At 69.5% G+C, this 14,055-nt stretch carries 14 protein-coding genes, 1 tRNA gene and 1 pseudogene; 8 read left to right on the plus strand and 8 right to left on the minus strand.

Annotation, left to right across the window (positions count from 1 at the left end; genetic code table 11):
* Positions 1 to 6: 6 nt before the first annotated feature.
* The 4 genes from ACFFQA_RS14155 to dusB all read right to left on the minus strand — a co-directional run bounded on the left by ACFFQA_RS14155 (position 7) and on the right by dusB (position 6,092).
* On the minus strand, positions 7 to 3,021 hold the full coding sequence (locus ACFFQA_RS14155; protein ID WP_377852362.1) for an LCP family protein: 3,015 nt from the start codon (positions 3,019 to 3,021) through the stop codon (positions 7 to 9).
* A 239-nt stretch (positions 3,022 to 3,260) separates the two neighbouring features.
* The gene (locus tag ACFFQA_RS14160) at positions 3,261 to 4,193 is read right to left on the minus strand and encodes a GGDEF domain-containing protein (RefSeq protein ID WP_377852363.1); all 933 of its coding nucleotides are present in this window, start codon (positions 4,191 to 4,193) and stop codon (positions 3,261 to 3,263) included.
* Between the two features lie 257 nt (positions 4,194 to 4,450).
* Entirely contained in the window at positions 4,451 to 4,786 is a 336-nt protein-coding gene (locus tag ACFFQA_RS14165; RefSeq protein WP_377852364.1) for a hypothetical protein, read from the minus strand.
* Positions 4,787 to 4,913: 127 nt separating this feature from the next.
* Entirely contained in the window at positions 4,914 to 6,092 is a 1,179-nt protein-coding gene (dusB, locus tag ACFFQA_RS14170; RefSeq protein WP_377852365.1) for a tRNA dihydrouridine synthase DusB, read from the minus strand.
* A 74-nt stretch (positions 6,093 to 6,166) separates the two neighbouring features.
* Between dusB and ACFFQA_RS14175 the strand changes: the two genes are divergently transcribed.
* The 3 genes from ACFFQA_RS14175 (at position 6,167) to ACFFQA_RS14185 (ending at position 7,255) form a co-directional block, all read left to right on the plus strand.
* Entirely contained in the window at positions 6,167 to 6,463 is a 297-nt protein-coding gene (locus tag ACFFQA_RS14175; protein ID WP_377852366.1) for a hypothetical protein, read from the plus strand.
* Positions 6,460 to 6,768: a hypothetical protein gene (locus ACFFQA_RS14180; RefSeq protein ID WP_377852367.1), complete on the plus strand. Its 309-nt coding sequence runs from the start codon at positions 6,460 to 6,462 to the stop codon at positions 6,766 to 6,768. Before ACFFQA_RS14175 ends, ACFFQA_RS14180 begins: the two co-directional genes overlap by 4 nt.
* A gap of 76 nt (positions 6,769 to 6,844) precedes the next feature.
* On the plus strand, positions 6,845 to 7,255 hold the full coding sequence (locus tag ACFFQA_RS14185) for a hypothetical protein (protein WP_377852368.1): 411 nt from the start codon (positions 6,845 to 6,847) through the stop codon (positions 7,253 to 7,255).
* A 34-nt stretch (positions 7,256 to 7,289) separates the two neighbouring features.
* Here ACFFQA_RS14185 and ACFFQA_RS14190 read toward each other — a convergent pair.
* Both ACFFQA_RS14190 and ACFFQA_RS14195 read right to left on the minus strand, forming a co-directional pair.
* Positions 7,290 to 7,550: pseudogene (locus ACFFQA_RS14190) on the minus strand (tRNA-dihydrouridine synthase); the annotation flags it as partial.
* Positions 7,551 to 7,564: 14 nt separating this feature from the next.
* Positions 7,565 to 7,921, minus strand: coding sequence for a hypothetical protein (locus ACFFQA_RS14195; protein ID WP_377852369.1), 357 nt, complete (start codon positions 7,919 to 7,921; stop codon positions 7,565 to 7,567).
* Positions 7,922 to 8,140: 219 nt separating this feature from the next.
* On the opposite strand from ACFFQA_RS14195, the gene ACFFQA_RS14200 reads away from it, so the two are divergent.
* Positions 8,141 to 8,344, plus strand: a complete 204-nt coding sequence (locus ACFFQA_RS14200) for a hypothetical protein (RefSeq protein ID WP_377852370.1) — start codon at positions 8,141 to 8,143, stop codon at positions 8,342 to 8,344.
* Here ACFFQA_RS14200 and ACFFQA_RS14205 read toward each other — a convergent pair whose 3' ends face one another.
* The gene (locus ACFFQA_RS14205) at positions 8,345 to 8,875 is read right to left on the minus strand and encodes a hypothetical protein (protein ID WP_377852371.1); all 531 of its coding nucleotides are present in this window, start codon (positions 8,873 to 8,875) and stop codon (positions 8,345 to 8,347) included. It lies immediately after the preceding gene.
* Between the two features lie 207 nt (positions 8,876 to 9,082).
* On the opposite strand from ACFFQA_RS14205, the gene ACFFQA_RS14210 reads away from it, so the two are divergent.
* Entirely contained in the window at positions 9,083 to 10,003 is a 921-nt protein-coding gene (locus ACFFQA_RS14210) for a DMT family transporter (RefSeq protein WP_377852372.1), read from the plus strand.
* On the opposite strand, the gene lysA is transcribed toward ACFFQA_RS14210, so the two are convergent.
* Positions 9,970 to 11,307: a diaminopimelate decarboxylase gene (gene lysA / locus ACFFQA_RS14215; protein WP_377852373.1), complete on the minus strand. Its 1,338-nt coding sequence runs from the start codon at positions 11,305 to 11,307 to the stop codon at positions 9,970 to 9,972. The genes ACFFQA_RS14210 and lysA overlap by 34 nt on opposite strands.
* 403 nt (positions 11,308 to 11,710) lie before the next feature.
* Here lysA and ACFFQA_RS14220 point away from each other — a divergent pair, with 403 nt between their 5' ends.
* The 3 genes from ACFFQA_RS14220 to ACFFQA_RS14230 all read left to right on the plus strand — a co-directional run bounded on the left by ACFFQA_RS14220 (position 11,711) and on the right by ACFFQA_RS14230 (position 13,892).
* Positions 11,711 to 12,907 (plus strand): L,D-transpeptidase, encoded by a 1,197-nt coding sequence (locus ACFFQA_RS14220; protein WP_377852374.1) that lies wholly within the window; start codon positions 11,711 to 11,713, stop codon positions 12,905 to 12,907.
* Between the two features lie 118 nt (positions 12,908 to 13,025).
* A tRNA-Lys gene (locus ACFFQA_RS14225) sits at positions 13,026 to 13,098 on the plus strand.
* A gap of 143 nt (positions 13,099 to 13,241) precedes the next feature.
* Positions 13,242 to 13,892, plus strand: coding sequence for an HD domain-containing protein (locus ACFFQA_RS14230; protein WP_377852375.1), 651 nt, complete (start codon positions 13,242 to 13,244; stop codon positions 13,890 to 13,892).
* Positions 13,893 to 14,055: the final 163 nt, after the last annotated feature.

Here is a 14,055-nt window from a genome sequence, read left to right on the forward strand (position 1 = left end):
CCGCGCCTACTTGCAGATCTCGTCCGCCGCGTTCACTGTGGACAGATCCTTCGGCAGCGCGGGCTGCTGCGACGTGCCGGGCTGCTGCTGGTTCTGGCCGCCGCCGGACGGGCTCTTCCACTCGAACTCCGGTCCCAGCAACAGCTGCACGGCACCGCCCATGTTCGGCACCTCTTCGAGCACGGCCCCGCTCACGGTGTTCTGCAGCACCTTCGCGTGCAGCGCCCGCTCCGCCGAGAAGCGGATCACCGTGCGCGCGACCTGTTCTCCGCCACCGACGTTGACGACCTCGAAGCCCGCCTTGCGCAGCGACTCCGCGGTGTTCTCCGCCAGCCGCGGCTTGGAGCTGCCGTTGAGCACCTGGACCTTGACCTCGTTGGGGTTCGGCGGCGGACCGGTCGGACCACCGGCCTGCGGGTTGGGACTGCCGTTGCTGGACGGCTTCTCACCGGGCAGCGGGGTCTTGTCGATGATCGCGGTGAACAGCGCCCTGGTGGCCTCGACGCGCAGGTCCTCGCGGAACTTGTTGTCCTCCAGCTTGGTCGTCGTCGTCGGCACGGTGGTGAAGGTGACCCGCCCCGCCTCAAGCCCGTTCAGGGACTGGCCGAGCGTCAGCAGCTGGCTCACGCCGATGTTCTCGCCGTAGGTGGCCCTCGCGAACGCGCTCACGAAGTCCTGCATCCGGCCGGGGTTGCTCAGCACCTGACCCGACATCGCCTTGCGCAGCAAGGAGGACAGGAACGCCTGCTGCCGCTTGATGCGGCCGTAGTCGCCGGTCGGGTCGCCTTCGACCTTGCGGGCCCTGACGAAGCTCAGCGCGGCGTCGCCGTTGATGGTCTGCTTGCCGGGATCGGGGATCACCACACCGATCTCGGCGTCCTTCATCGGGCGGCTTACGCAGATCTCCACGCCCTTCACCGCGTCGACCATCGCCTTGAAGCCCTGGAAGTCGATCGCGACGAAGTGGTTGATGTGCAAGCCGGACAGGTTCTGCACGAGCTTGGTCAGGCACTTCGGCCCGCCGATCGCGTAGGCCGCGTTCAACCGCTGCCGCGAGCTCGGAACCTTCTTGCTGGTCGTCTTGCCCGTCTTGGGGTCCCAGGAGTTGCAGTCGGGGATCTGGGTGTTGAGGTCGCGGGGGAAGGACACCATCACGACGCGTTTCCGGTCCGCTGGAACGTGCGCGATCATCACGGTGTCCGAACGAGCGCCCTCGGAGACGGCCTCGTTGCCGACGCCGTCCTCCGCCTTGGCGCCCGCCCTGCTGTCCGAGCCGACCAGCAGGAAGTTCTCCGCGCCGTACTGCTTGTCCTTGTCCTTGATCGCCGACGAGTCCTGGTCGAGTGCCTCGACCTCGCGGAACTGGCCGTCCACCCAGACCTTGGCGACCCAGCCGGTCCCGAGCACGACGAACACGAGCGTCGCGGCGGCCACCGCCAAACCCTTGAGCACCAACATGGTTCGGTGGCTCGGACGGCGCCGTGGAGCCGATGGGCCGTCGTCAGAGCCGTCACCGCCATCGCCGCCGCCACGCTCGTCGTCGTCATCATCAGCGACGTCGTCGTAGCGGTCGCGGTCGTCGTGGTGGTCCTGTTCGAGGTGAGCGGCGTAGCCGACGTCACCACCAGCGCCAGCGTCCTCGCTGTCGGCGTCGAGGTCGTTGTGACTGTCCCGTTCGGCGTGATCCGGAGCTGCCTGGTGCATCGTGGCGTGCAGCTGCCGGATCGGCACTTTTGGGCTTCGTACGGCCTGTGTCTCGGCGTCTATCTTGGCTCTGAGCTGGGCGCCGAACTCCGGTCCGAGCTCCGCGCTCTCCTCGATCCGGATGAGCCGGGTGAGCTTGCTGCGCCGCTGTTTCTCGGCCTGCTCGATCTCGGCCATCTCGTCGTGCACCGCGGAGAACCTGGCGAGCGTGGCGTCGATCTTGCGGCGGCGCTCGTCGAGCTCGGGTTCCGGCTCTGGGGACGCGGGCGGCTGACCCGCCAGCGGTGCGGGCGGCCGGGCGGGCGGGGGCTGCTGCGGCCCAGACGGGGGCGGCACCGGCGTGCCGGGACCGCGCTGCGGCCCGCCGTGCTGGTCCCGGGGGAAGCGCTGAGCGGACGGCTGGTCCAGCGGTGGCCGCTGCTGCCTGCCGGTGTTGGGCGCGGGGGCGCCTGGGTGCATCGGCGGGTTGCCGGGCGGGAACCGCCGACCGGGCTGGGGCTCGGCGGCGCGCCGCCCGCGCGGCGCCTCCGGCGGCACACCCGGGGGCTGCTGCGGCGGCATGGGCTGCTGCGGGTGCTGGACCGGAGGCTCGGGCAACGCGCGCCGACCGGTGGGCTGCTGGTCGAACTGCGGCTCGACGGGCCGCCCGGCGGGAGGCTCGGGCAGCGCTCTGCGACCGGTGGGCTGCGGCGGCTCCTGCCGGTCGGGTTGGGCCAGCCTGCGCGCGGACGGCTGCTCCAGCGGCGGCCGGGGTGGCTGCTGCTGCGGCTGTCCGTGCTGGGCCGGCGGCGGGGGCGGGGCCGAGGGCGGCGGGACCAGCGGCCGCTGCGGAGCCAGGCGCCGACCCGTCTGCTGGTCGAACTGGGGCTCGACCGGCGGGCGCGGCGGCTCCATCGGCATGCGCTGCGGACCCGAGGGCTGCTCGGGCGCGCGCCTGCGGCCGGTCGGCACGTCGGCCGGTGGGCGTTGTGCCGCTCCGGAGTCAGCCGGCCACTGTCCGGAGCGCTGAGAGCGCTGGGGTACCGGCGGCGGCGAAACGGGCAACGGGGGCTGCTGCGGCGGTCCTGGGGGCCGTTGCGGCGGCTGTTGGGGCGGCTGCTGCGCGGCCTGCCACTGCGGTGCCTGCGGTTCGACGGGCTCCTGGGGCGGCAGCTGCTTGCCGCCGTGCTTGGCGAGCAGGTCCGATACCGAGGTGCCGCCCTCTTCGTCGAGGGAACGCCGGCGACGGCCGGTCGGCTGCTCCAGCGGCCGGTACTCGTCCTGGGGATCGTGCTCGGAGCCCCGGGAACCGAAGCCGTGGCGCGAGTCCTCCGACACCCGGCCTCCTTTCCCTTGGTCGTAGTCGCTCGTCCCCCGTCACAGACGCAAACTAACCCGTCTGGGTTGTGTCGCCGTGTGCACGGCGTCACACCTCGTCACGCTCTGTCGGACGAAGATCGCTCCGAGGCCCCACCCGATAGTACGGATCACGGTCCGAACTCACGAAGGTAACCGAACGAACAGTGATCGCGGATCGACCGGACCGCCGTTACGCCGTTGCTCCGTACGGGTGGCGGTTAGTAGTACCCGACAACGCGCGGTTCGGCTACTGCCCGGCGCCCGGCAGCCGCTCCTGCGAGGCGAACCCGCCCGCCCTCGCGGTAGGCAACGGCGTTGCGGCCGGACTGCTTGGCCACGTAGAGCAGGCTGTCCGCGCGGAGCAGCTGCGCCTGCGGGTCGACCGAGAGCGGCGCGCCCGCCTGCTCCGGGGCGGGTTCGTGGGCGAGCCCGATGCTCACCGTGACCCTGAGCCCGGAGGCCAGCTGCTGCCAGGAGAACCGTTCGGCCCGTGCGCGGGCCGCCTCGCACACCGCGACCGCGGTCTGGGCGTCGATGTCCGGGAGGACCAGGACGAACTCCTCGCCGCCGTACCGCGCGCAGAACGCGCCCTCCGGCAGCCCGTCCTGCAGCAGCTCGACGACGCGTTGCAGCACCCGGTCGCCGATCAGGTGCCCGTAGGTGTCGTTGACCTGCTTGAACCAGTCGAGGTCGACCAGGGCGACGGCGAGGCCGCCGGTGGTCCTGCGCTCCTGATCGGTGAGCAGGTCGACCAGCCGCTGGTCGAGGTAGCGCCGGTTGTAGGACGCGGTGAGGCTGTCCCGGAGGCTTTGTTCCCGCGCTTCCGCGTGCTCCCTGCGCAGCCGGTCGACCTCGTTGCGCAGTTGTTCCGGAACGTGCGGCGGTTCGATTTGCTCCGAGGAGAGCAGATCGAGCGCGGAACGCAGATGGTGATAAGCCTGCCGCCACTGCCCGCGCGACGCGAACAACGCGGCAATGGATTCGTGCAGCTGGACAAGGCCCGCGTTCGGCTGCTGCGAACTCGAATTGTGCGGAGTGCCGTTCGCCGGGGTGGTCCGGTGCGGTGAGGGCGGCGGCGGTGCGGGCACGCCTCGTCCCGCGCCGTCACGCGCAGGGTCCGACTCGGCAACGCCGGGCCGCAGTACGGTCACCGCACTCACCTCCTTACGACCGTGGTGTCGTCGCTTGCGCCGGAGCCCTTGAGACACCGGCCCCGGCCCGTCCCGTAATTCGCTCGACTGGCTGATAGAGGGTTGCTCCGAACTGGTGACTCTGAGTGATCCACCTCCCATGGCGTTGTGTACCCGCTCCCACCCCTCGTACGGAGCCGGCCGAGTGCGAGCCACCCGCATGGACCAGCGGAAAAGCCCCAGGCTGTTCCGGGGTGCCGAGGCGGGGAGGTCCGCGGTCAGTTCATGCAGGGCGCGAACCCATACGCCATTCCATTCAGCACGACAACATGTTGGGAGCCGATTTGGTTGCCCACAGTGGTCTGTGCGCGTCGGGCTGAGACCGAAACCGCGATGGCGTACACATTTCCGCGCGGTGGATTCGCGTTTCCGTCAGGTGTCCATTTCGGGTCTGGTCGTAACGTCGACCAGATCGGGTCCACCACCACGGTCACACCGTCGAGTTGGCACATGCCTGATGAGAAATCCGGGTGCTGGGTTCTGCGGAACAGCTCCTGCTGGACCGAGCTGCCCTTGGCCGCCGCCGCGTTGCCGTCCGCGAAGTAGCGGACCACCAGGGCCCGGTCGGCGTCGCTGACCCCGACCGGGACCGCCTCGCCCGCGACCGCGCCGCCGCAGCCCGCGACGGCGAGCAGGACCAGCGGGACGAGCCGGGTGGCGGTGCGGCGCGCGTTCAGGGGCCTAGCCCCCTGAGTGCATCAGCTCGGCCCCGGCGGGCACCGTGGTGTCCTCGGGGTCGTCGAGCCAGCCAGCGGGCAGCGCGACCTTGCCCGGCGAGCCCTGCCTGCCCCGCGGTCCCTCCGCGTCCTCGGGGAAGGGGGCGGCGTGGTCGAGCCGGGTGATCAGGTCCTCCAGCTCCGCGACCGTGCTGACCAGGCTGAACTGGCGGCGCAGGTCCGAGCCGATCGGGAAGCCCTTGAGGTACCAGGACATGTGCTTGCGCAGGTCGCGCACGCCGGTGTCCGCGCCGAGGTGGTCGACGAGCAGCAGGGCGTGCCGGTGCAGGATCTCGGCGACCTTGCCGAGCGTCGGGCCGACGGGCAGCGGTTCGCCGCGGAAGGCCGCCTGGAGCTCGGCGAACAGCCATGGCCGCCCGAGGCAGCCCCGGCCGACGACCACCCCGTCGCAGCCGGTCTCGGCCATCATCCGCACGGCGTCCGTCGCGGAGAAGATGTCGCCGTTGCCGAGCACCGGGACGCTGGTCACCGCCTCCTTCAGCCGGGCGATCGCCGACCAGTCCGCCTCGCCGGAGTACCGCTGGGCCGCGGTGCGGGCGTGCAGCGCGACGGCCTTGGCGCCCTCGGCCTCGGCGATCCGGCCCGCGTCGAGGTAGGTGATGTGCTCGTCGTTGATGCCGATGCGGAACTTGACCGTCACGGGCACGTTCGCCGGCTCGGCGGCCTTCACCGCGGCGGCGACGATCTCGCCGAACAGCCGCCGCTTGTACGGCAGCGCCGCGCCACCGCCGTTGCGGGTGACCTTGGGGACGGGGCAGCCGAAGTTCATGTCGACGTGGTCCGCGAGCCCCTCGCCCACGACGATCTTGGTGGCTTCGGCCACGTTGACCGGGTCGACGCCGTAGAGCTGCATGGAGCGGGGGTGCTCGCCCTCGCCGAAGGCGATCATCCGCATGGTTTTGGCGTCGCGCTCGACGATGGCCCGTGCGGTGATCATCTCGCAGACGTAGAGCGAGGTGGGGCTGCCGAACTCCCGGCAGAGCTGCCGAAAGGCCACGTTGGTGATCCCGGCCATCGGTGCGAGCACGACAGCGGGATCGACCAGGTACTGGCCGATCTTCAACGCGGAACCGGGGCTGGACACCCGTCCATTGTCGCTGATCGGCGCTGTCGTGAACGACACCCTCCGATGAAACAGTGGGTATTGCCCATATACCCACACGGCGCTACGGTTGTTGTCGACGGGAGGTGGATGCCATGACCACGCTCGAAGGGTTCCGGGCTGTCGCCGAGGTGACGGCGGATGAGCGCGCCCGCGTCGCGATTAGCAAGGCCGGGGCGCACAAGAACGACCGCTATGCCGTGTCAGTGAACGACGAGGGAGCCATCCTGCTCATCCCGCTGGCGAGCATCCCCAAGCGGGAGCTGCTCGTGTGGGAGAACGACGAACTGCGAGCCTCCCTGTTCCGTGGGCTCGCCGATGCCGCAGAGGGCAAGGCGCGGTCGCTGGCTTGGGTGACGGCCGACGACGATGAGGATTCCGACAAGCTGTGAGTGCTCCACCGTTCGACCTGCTGTACACCCGCGAAGCCGAGCGAGTTCTCGGCGATCTGCGGTCGAAGAAGCAGTACGAGCCAAAGCTGAAGAAGGTGCGCAAGGCACTTCGATTGCTTGAGCAGGTAGGACCACGTCATCCCGGCTTGCACTCGCACGACTACCAGTCGGTTCCTGGACCAGGTGGTGTCACGCTTTGGGAGTCTTATGTGGAGAACAAGACTCCCTCGGCGTGGCGCATCTGGTGGGTCTACGGACCTGAGGATGGCCAGATCACCGTCGTGACGATCGGTCCGCATCCCTGACCGGCGTCCGCGTAGCAACTCATCGCCGCATGCATGCGGCTGCCGGCCGGGGGGACGGTAAGTGGACCTTGCGAATGTGATCGTCCTGGTTGTGATCGTGCTGCTCGTCGCTTGGCTGGCGACAAGGCGGCAGGCCAGGCGTGACGCACTGATGAACAGTCGCTGGCAAGCGATGTGCGCCAGGCAAATGGCGGAGCCAGGGCTTCACGTTGTTCGGATGGCCAGCGTCTACCAACGGGCACGACGCGGTAGCAAGGCGGTGATCGTTTGGGGGACTGGCTACCAGCAAGACACATGGTTTGCGGGTAACTGGCCGGTACCGGGCAGCATCCTCATGATCCGGGGAACGGTCGGTTGGGGGCCGCACAACAACAACCCCAACGTCTTCTACGTGGAACCCGATCAGGTCATCTGTGCGCTGCCGCCCGGAACTGAGCGGGCTGTTGCTCGTCACCAGGAACGGCAGGCAAGGTCGATCACCCGCTGATGGGCGAGTCGGCCAGGTGTGAACCTGTTGACTTCGGGCAGCCGAAGTTCATGTCGACGTGGTCCGCGAGCCCCTCGCCGAAGGCGATCATCCGCATGGTTTTGGCGTCGCGCTCGACGATGGCCCGTGCGGTGATCATCTCGCAGACGTAGAGCGAGGTGGGGCTGCCGAACTCCCGGCAGAGCTGCCGAAAGGCCACGTTGGTGATCCCGGCCATCGGTGCGAGCACGACGGCGGGATCGACCAGGTACTGGCCGATCTTCAACGAGGGAGTTCCAGCGGTCACGCCGTCCAGCGTAACCGGGCACGTCAGGCGGGTTCTTCGGAGCGGAACCGGGACAGCAGCTCCTGGGCCTGGGCGCTCCGCGCGTCGAAGCCGTGGATCGTCCGCTGGTCCTCGGCGACGACCGGTCCGCTCAGCTTCGCCCCGTCGCACCGGAAGCAGAACTCGATCTCGAACAGCGGCCCGGCGGCGCCGTGCGCCCGGATCGTCCAGCCCGGGACGAAACAGCGCTTGATCTCCTCGTGCGGCACGCTCGCGATCAGGTCGAGCGCGCTCCGGGCGCGGTCTGCCTCCCAGATCGCCACCAGCAGGCCGTCGTCGCTGCCGCCGAGGCGGATGACCTCGACCAGCTCGGCGCGCTCGCTCTCGGCGGGGAGGAACATCAAGTCAACGTGGCTGCCGTGCTCCGGACGGCGGATGGCTCCGGCCGGGGCGTCGCTGGCAAGCTGGACTGGTCCGAGGTCGTCTGTTCCTGACTCGGTGGCCGAAACGGGGGGGCGGCTGGCCGTGGAGGTGCAGGCGTTCCTTCTTCTGCACGGCGAAGGAGGGCGCGTGTCCAACGCGACGGGCGTTTCTCCTCGTCCACCGAGGGAGAACGCCCCATGTCAACAGCTGTCCAGGTGCTGCTCAGCGCACCGGTGCCGATCGCGGCCGTTGCGCTCTCGCTCCGCTACGGGCCGTCCGCGCTGGTGTTCCTGATCGCGGGGATCGTCGCGGTGCTCGCTCCGGGCAAGCGGGGCGACCGCGCCCTCGCCGTCCTCCGGCTCGTGCGGTCCTCCGCCCCACGGCGCGGGAAGCGGACCTGATCAGCGCGCGACGCCGCAGGCCACCGCTGTCTCGTGCGCGAGCAGCCTGGTCAGCTCCCTGACGAAGAAGTACGGCAGGTCCGGCCAGCCGTGGAACTCGATGCCGAGGTTGCCGTAGGCCCAGTCGCCGTCCCACTCGGTGATCGGCTGGGTGAGGTAGCAGTCCGGGCAGCTCACCGGGCCCGCGTTGCCGCCGGCCTGCCAGTCGGCGAGGGCGTCGATGGCGTCCTCCTCGTCCGGCTCGAAGGTGTAGCGGCACACCGGGCAGAACAGGAAGTGGCCCGCGGTGGAGGAGAAGGCGGTGCGGCCGGTCACGATCCGCACGCCGCGCAGCATGTCCGGGCTCGGGCCGAGCAGGCGCTTGACGTTCGAGCCTGGGCGGTAGGCCCACAGCGGGTCGCCCTCGAAGATCTCGAACTGCTCCCCGCTGATCACCTGCCGCATCAGCAGCCAGCTCCGAACCTCGTCAGCGAGCTTCGGAGCTTCCTCGGCAGACACCTCGCGATCGACGACCGCCGCGTACATCTCCACCCGCCGGACGATAGTGCGGACCTATCGCGGCACTTCAAAGCACCCTGCTTCCCTGGAAGCGAACGCGGATTGCTAAGTAGTCCACAGTGGACGGTTCTGGCCGCCGGGTTCCCGGCCCGGCGCGGCCGTCGATCAGGGCCCCGCGGGGAATGCGGGCCGGGTGGCGGCGGGTTGTCGAGGGGAGGAACTCGACCCCGGAGGTGAGCGGTGCGTGATCGCACCTGGTTGGTGGCCTGCGCCGCGGCGTTGTGGGGCACTGACGGACTGCTGCGCAAACCGCTCGCCGACGCGCTGCCCCCGGCGACCGTGGTGTTCTGGGAGCACCTGATCGTCGTGCTCCTCCTGCTGCCCTGGTTGCCCGCCGCGCTCAGGGCGTTCGCGGCGAGCACCGGCAAGCAGAAGGCGGCGCTGGTCGCGATCGGAGTCGGAGCCTCGGCCGTGGCGACTGCGCTGTTCACCGCGGCTTTCAAGCTCGGCGACCCGGTGACGCCGCTGGTCCTGCAGAAGCTCCAGCCGGTGTTCGCGGTGCTGGCGGCCTACTTCCTGCTGCGCGAGCGCGTGCGGTGGACCTACGCCGCCTTCGCGGTGCCCGCGCTGCTCGGGGCGTGGCTGCTGAGCTTCCCCGACCCGACCCAGTTCCGCGTGGCCGCGTTGTCGTCTGCGCTGCTCGCGCTGGGGGCGGCGGCGCTGTGGGCGGGTGGCACGGTGCTCGGCAGGTTGGTCAGCACGGAGATGGCGCCCATGCACGTGACCACGCTGCGCTTCGCGATCGGTCTCCCGGCGTCCGCTGTCGTGGTCGGCGTGCAGGGTGCTCCCGTCCTGGTCGGTGTGGACAACGCGCTCGGCCTGGTGCTGCTCGCGGTGGTCCCGGGTCTGCTCGCGTTGCGGCTGTACTACCTGGGGCTGCAGGCGACTCCGGTTGCCAGGGCGACCCTTGCCGAGCTGGCGTTCCCCGCGACCGCCGCGCTGATCGGCGTGGGCCTGCTCGGCACGACGCTGACCGCGACGCAGTGGGTCGGCTTCGCCGTGATCCTCGGTTCGGTGACACTGCTCAGCTGGCACGAGCGCGTCCGCAAGGCGCCCGCGGTGGTGGCCTACACGCCGACATCGCGGGCGAGCAGGTCCTGAGCGGTCTCACCGCGCACAAGCAGCCTCGGTGCCCCGTCGCGCACGGCGACGACGGGCGGGCGGCCGACCATGTTGTAGTTCGAGGCGAGCGAGTGGTGATAGGCGCCCGTGCACGGCACCGCGAGCAGGTCCCCGGCGTGGATGTCTGCGGGTAACGGCACGTCCTGTGCGATGACGTCCCCTGCCTCGCAGTGCCTGCCGACCACGGTCACCGGGGCGTCCGGTGCCTGGCTTGCGCGACCAGCAAGGCGCACCGCGTATCGGGCTCCGTACAGCGCGGGGCGGGCGTTGTCGCTCATCCCGCCGTCGACCGCGACGAACGTCCGGTTGGTTCCGTGCTTGACGGTCACGACGCGGTAGAGCGTGATCCCGGCACGCGCGACGAGCGAGCGGCCGGGCTCGATGGTCAGCCTCGGCGCAGGCAGACCGCGCCGCGAGCACTCGTAGTGCACCGCGCCGCGGATCCGGTCCGCGAAGCCGGAGAGGTCGAAGCCCTCATCGCCCGCGAGGTAGGGCACGACGTGCCCGCCGCCCAGGTTCAGCTGCGGCAGCGCGATCCCGTGCTCGTCCCGGACGAGGTCGAGCAGGCCGACCATCCGGCGCGCGGCGAGCTCGAAGTCGGCGACGCGAGCGACCTGGGAGCCGATGTGGCAGTGCAGGCCGACCAGCCGCAGGCTCGGCTCCGCGAGCACTCGGCGCACGGCCTCCGCCGCTGCCCCGCTCGCGAGGGAGAACCCGAACTTCTGGTCCTCGACCCCGGTGGCGACGGCGGTGTGGGTGTGGCCGTCGACGCCCGGCGTGACCCGGACCAGCACCGGCTGGGCGGTGGCCAGCGCGCCGAGCTGGCCGACCTCGTCGAGCGAGTCGACCACCACCCGCCCCACTCCTGCCCGCATCGCCGCCTTGAGGTCGTCGGGGGACTTGGCGTTGCCGTGCAGGATGATCCGCTCGGCCGGGTAGCCGGCGGCCATCGCCACCGCGAGCTCGCCCGCGGAGCAGACGTCCAGCGACAAACCCTCCTCAGCGATCCAGCCGACCACAGCGCGGGTCAGAAACGCCTTGCCCGCGTAGGCGATCTCCACGTCGGGCAGGGCGTGACGGTAGGCGCGGCAGTTCGCCCGGATCTGCGTCTCGTCGACGACATAGGTCGGCGTGCCGAAGCGTCCGGCGAGCTCGGAGAGCGCGACCCCGCCGACGGTGAGGTCGCCCGAGCGGGTCAGCCGGGTGGTGCTCGGCCAGATCTCCGGGGTGGGCAGGCGGTCGATCGAGGTGCGCAGGGAGGGGATCAGATCAGCCAGGGTCACCGTGGACTCCCGTGGGTGGTGACTGGCGGTCGCGGTCGCGGCCGCCGAAGTCCACGACACTCCCGCGACGGCCGGTCCGCGAGGCCCCATACGCCGTCCTGACGCCGAGGGCGGAGGTGTTGGCGCGGTGCTGACGTCCTGGGTGGAACCCGGATCGGCATTCGGCGGAACCAAATCGTGACCTGGTGGACCAACCCCGCGCCGCAGCGTGTCCACAGAGGACCGATCAGGTTGTCCTACCAGGTGACTCCCGTAATTTCGCGTAGTCAATGCAGGGCGGCGCATGCCACGAACTCGCACTCCTTACACGTAAGTGTGACGCAGGTCATAGATGCCGACGTCAACGCACGACGTGCTCAGGGCGTCAAGGTGATTGCGTTCATGGCTTGCGGGAAGGGACACGATGGTGGGGGACAAGGGTCGTTCCGGGCGTCGTTGGGTGCTGGTCGCGCTGGGGTGCGCCGCGCTCGCGTTGACTCCGGCGCTCAGCGCGTGCACCGGCGGGGGAGGCACGGGGCCGGGCAGCGTCTCGGAGGCGAGTGAAGCGCCCAAGGTGCCCGCGAAGGTCGCGATCGCGCCCTCCGACGGCGCCAAGGACGTGCCGCCGGGCCAGGAGGTCAAGGTCGCGGTCACCGACGGCACGCTGACCGACGTGAAGCTGTCCAACGGTGAGGGCAAGGAGGTCGCGGGCAAGCTCTCCGACGACAAGAAGAGCTGGCAGCCTGCCGAGGACCTCGGCTTCAGCAAGACCTACACCTGGGCGGGCAGCGCGACCGGGTCGGACGGCAAGCCCGTCGCCCTCTCGGGCTCCTTCAGCACCGCCAAGGCCGGCCGCATGATCAACATCTCGCCGAACGTGAACGAGGGCGGCACCTACGGCATCGCCATGCCGATCGGCCTGGTCTTCGGACAGGACGTCAAGGACAAGGCGTCGGTGGAGAAGGCGCTGAAGGTCACCACCGAGCCCGCCACCGAGGGCTCCTGGGCGTGGACCGCCAACGACCAGGTCTACTGGCGCCCCGCGGAGTACTGGAAGCCGAACACCAAGGTCACCCTGAACGCGAAGCTCTACGGCGTCTCCTTCGGTGGCACCTCCTTCGGCAAGGAGAGCATCACCAGGAACTTCACCATCGGCCGCTCCCGCATCACCTACGCCGACAACCAGACCCACCACGTGATCGTCAAGGAGAACGGCGAGCAGGTCGCGGACTACCCGGCCAGCCTCGGCAAGGAGTACGACCGCAAGCTCGTCACCCGCAACGGCAAGTACTGGGCGATGGAGAAGCACCGCCTGAAGCTGATGACCAACCCGGCCTACGACTACGAGAACTACCCGGCCCCGTGGGCGGTCCGGATGTCGTGGAACGGCGAGTTCATCCACGCCAACGACAGCACCGCGGGCTCGCACGGCAAGGCCAACGTCTCGCACGGGTGCATCAACCTGACCTCCAAGCGGGCGAAGGAGTTCCACGACGCCACCCTCATCGGCGACCCGATCGAGGTGACCGGCGCCAAGATCGACATCCCGACGAACGGCAGCGACATCTGGGGCGCCCCGTACGACAAGTGGAAGAGCCTCTCCGCGCTCGCCAAGGGCTGAGGCACCGGGGCGGTCCCCGATGGCCGGCCGCCCCGCTCACCAGCGATGATCGAGAACGTTGCCGCCACGATGCCCGGTTCGGACCCGTCACGCCCCGCAGTCGGCTAGCCTTGTCGGCGGGCCGCTAGCTCAATTGGCAGAGCAGCGGACTTTTAATCCGCGGGTTGTGGGTTCGAGTCCCACGCGGCCCACGCGACTGGAAGGCGAGTGCTCTCCCCGAGCACTCGCCTTCGTCGTGCGGTCACGCCTGTCGACGGTTTCGCGGTGGGCGGGTGGGATCGCGCATTGGCCCACTCGTGCTGGGATCAGTTGACCTGAGACCGAGGTGCCAGAGATGTCGGACATCGTGCGCAGCGCGTGGGTTCACGCCGTCACGAGGCGTGGCGGTCAGATCGAGAAAGCCGTGTCATCGGCGGACGACCTGCTTGAGCAATACGCGGAACCGCATCGCCGCTACCACACGGAACAGCACATCCGGGCGGTGCTCGCCGACTCGGCTCTGCTGGCCGAGGAACTCGATCTTGAGATCGCCGAACGCGAGGTGCTCGACCTGGCCGTCTGCGCTCATGACGTCATTTACAACGGTCAAGCGGGAGAGGACGAGCGGGCGAGTGCCGCCTGGGCGCGGACCCACCTCATCGACGCCGCGCTCTCCGAAGACGATGCGGCTCGCGTTGAGATGCTCATCCTCGCCACGACCAACCACGAGGCAACTGGTGCGGATCTGCTGGCGGAGGTCCTGCTCGACGCTGACCTCGCCATCCTCGGCGCGGATGAGGAGAGGTACGACGGGTACGTGCGGGCGGTCCGGGCGGAGTACGCACACGTTCCCGATGAGCTCTGGCGGGTGGGCCGCGGCGATGTCCTACGCGGATTCGTCGATCGAGACGTCATTTACCGGACTTCCGGTGCGCGACGACGATGGGAGGCCGCCGCGCGCAACAATCTGCTGCGCGAGATGAGCACGCTCGGCGGGGCCCGCTGACCCAAGGGTGCAATTCTCCTCGGCGTATCAAGGCTTCCGTCCCGGATTTGCTTGAGTGGCACGAACTGTTACGGTGGGGCACATAAGCCGCACTCTCAACTTCAAGAGTTGTGGGCGTAGTCACCGGTAAAAATGAGCACCCAAAGTGAAACGACATCATGTT

This window comes from Allokutzneria oryzae, assembly GCF_042429765.1.
Classification (GTDB): domain Bacteria; phylum Actinomycetota; class Actinomycetes; order Mycobacteriales; family Pseudonocardiaceae; genus Allokutzneria; species Allokutzneria oryzae.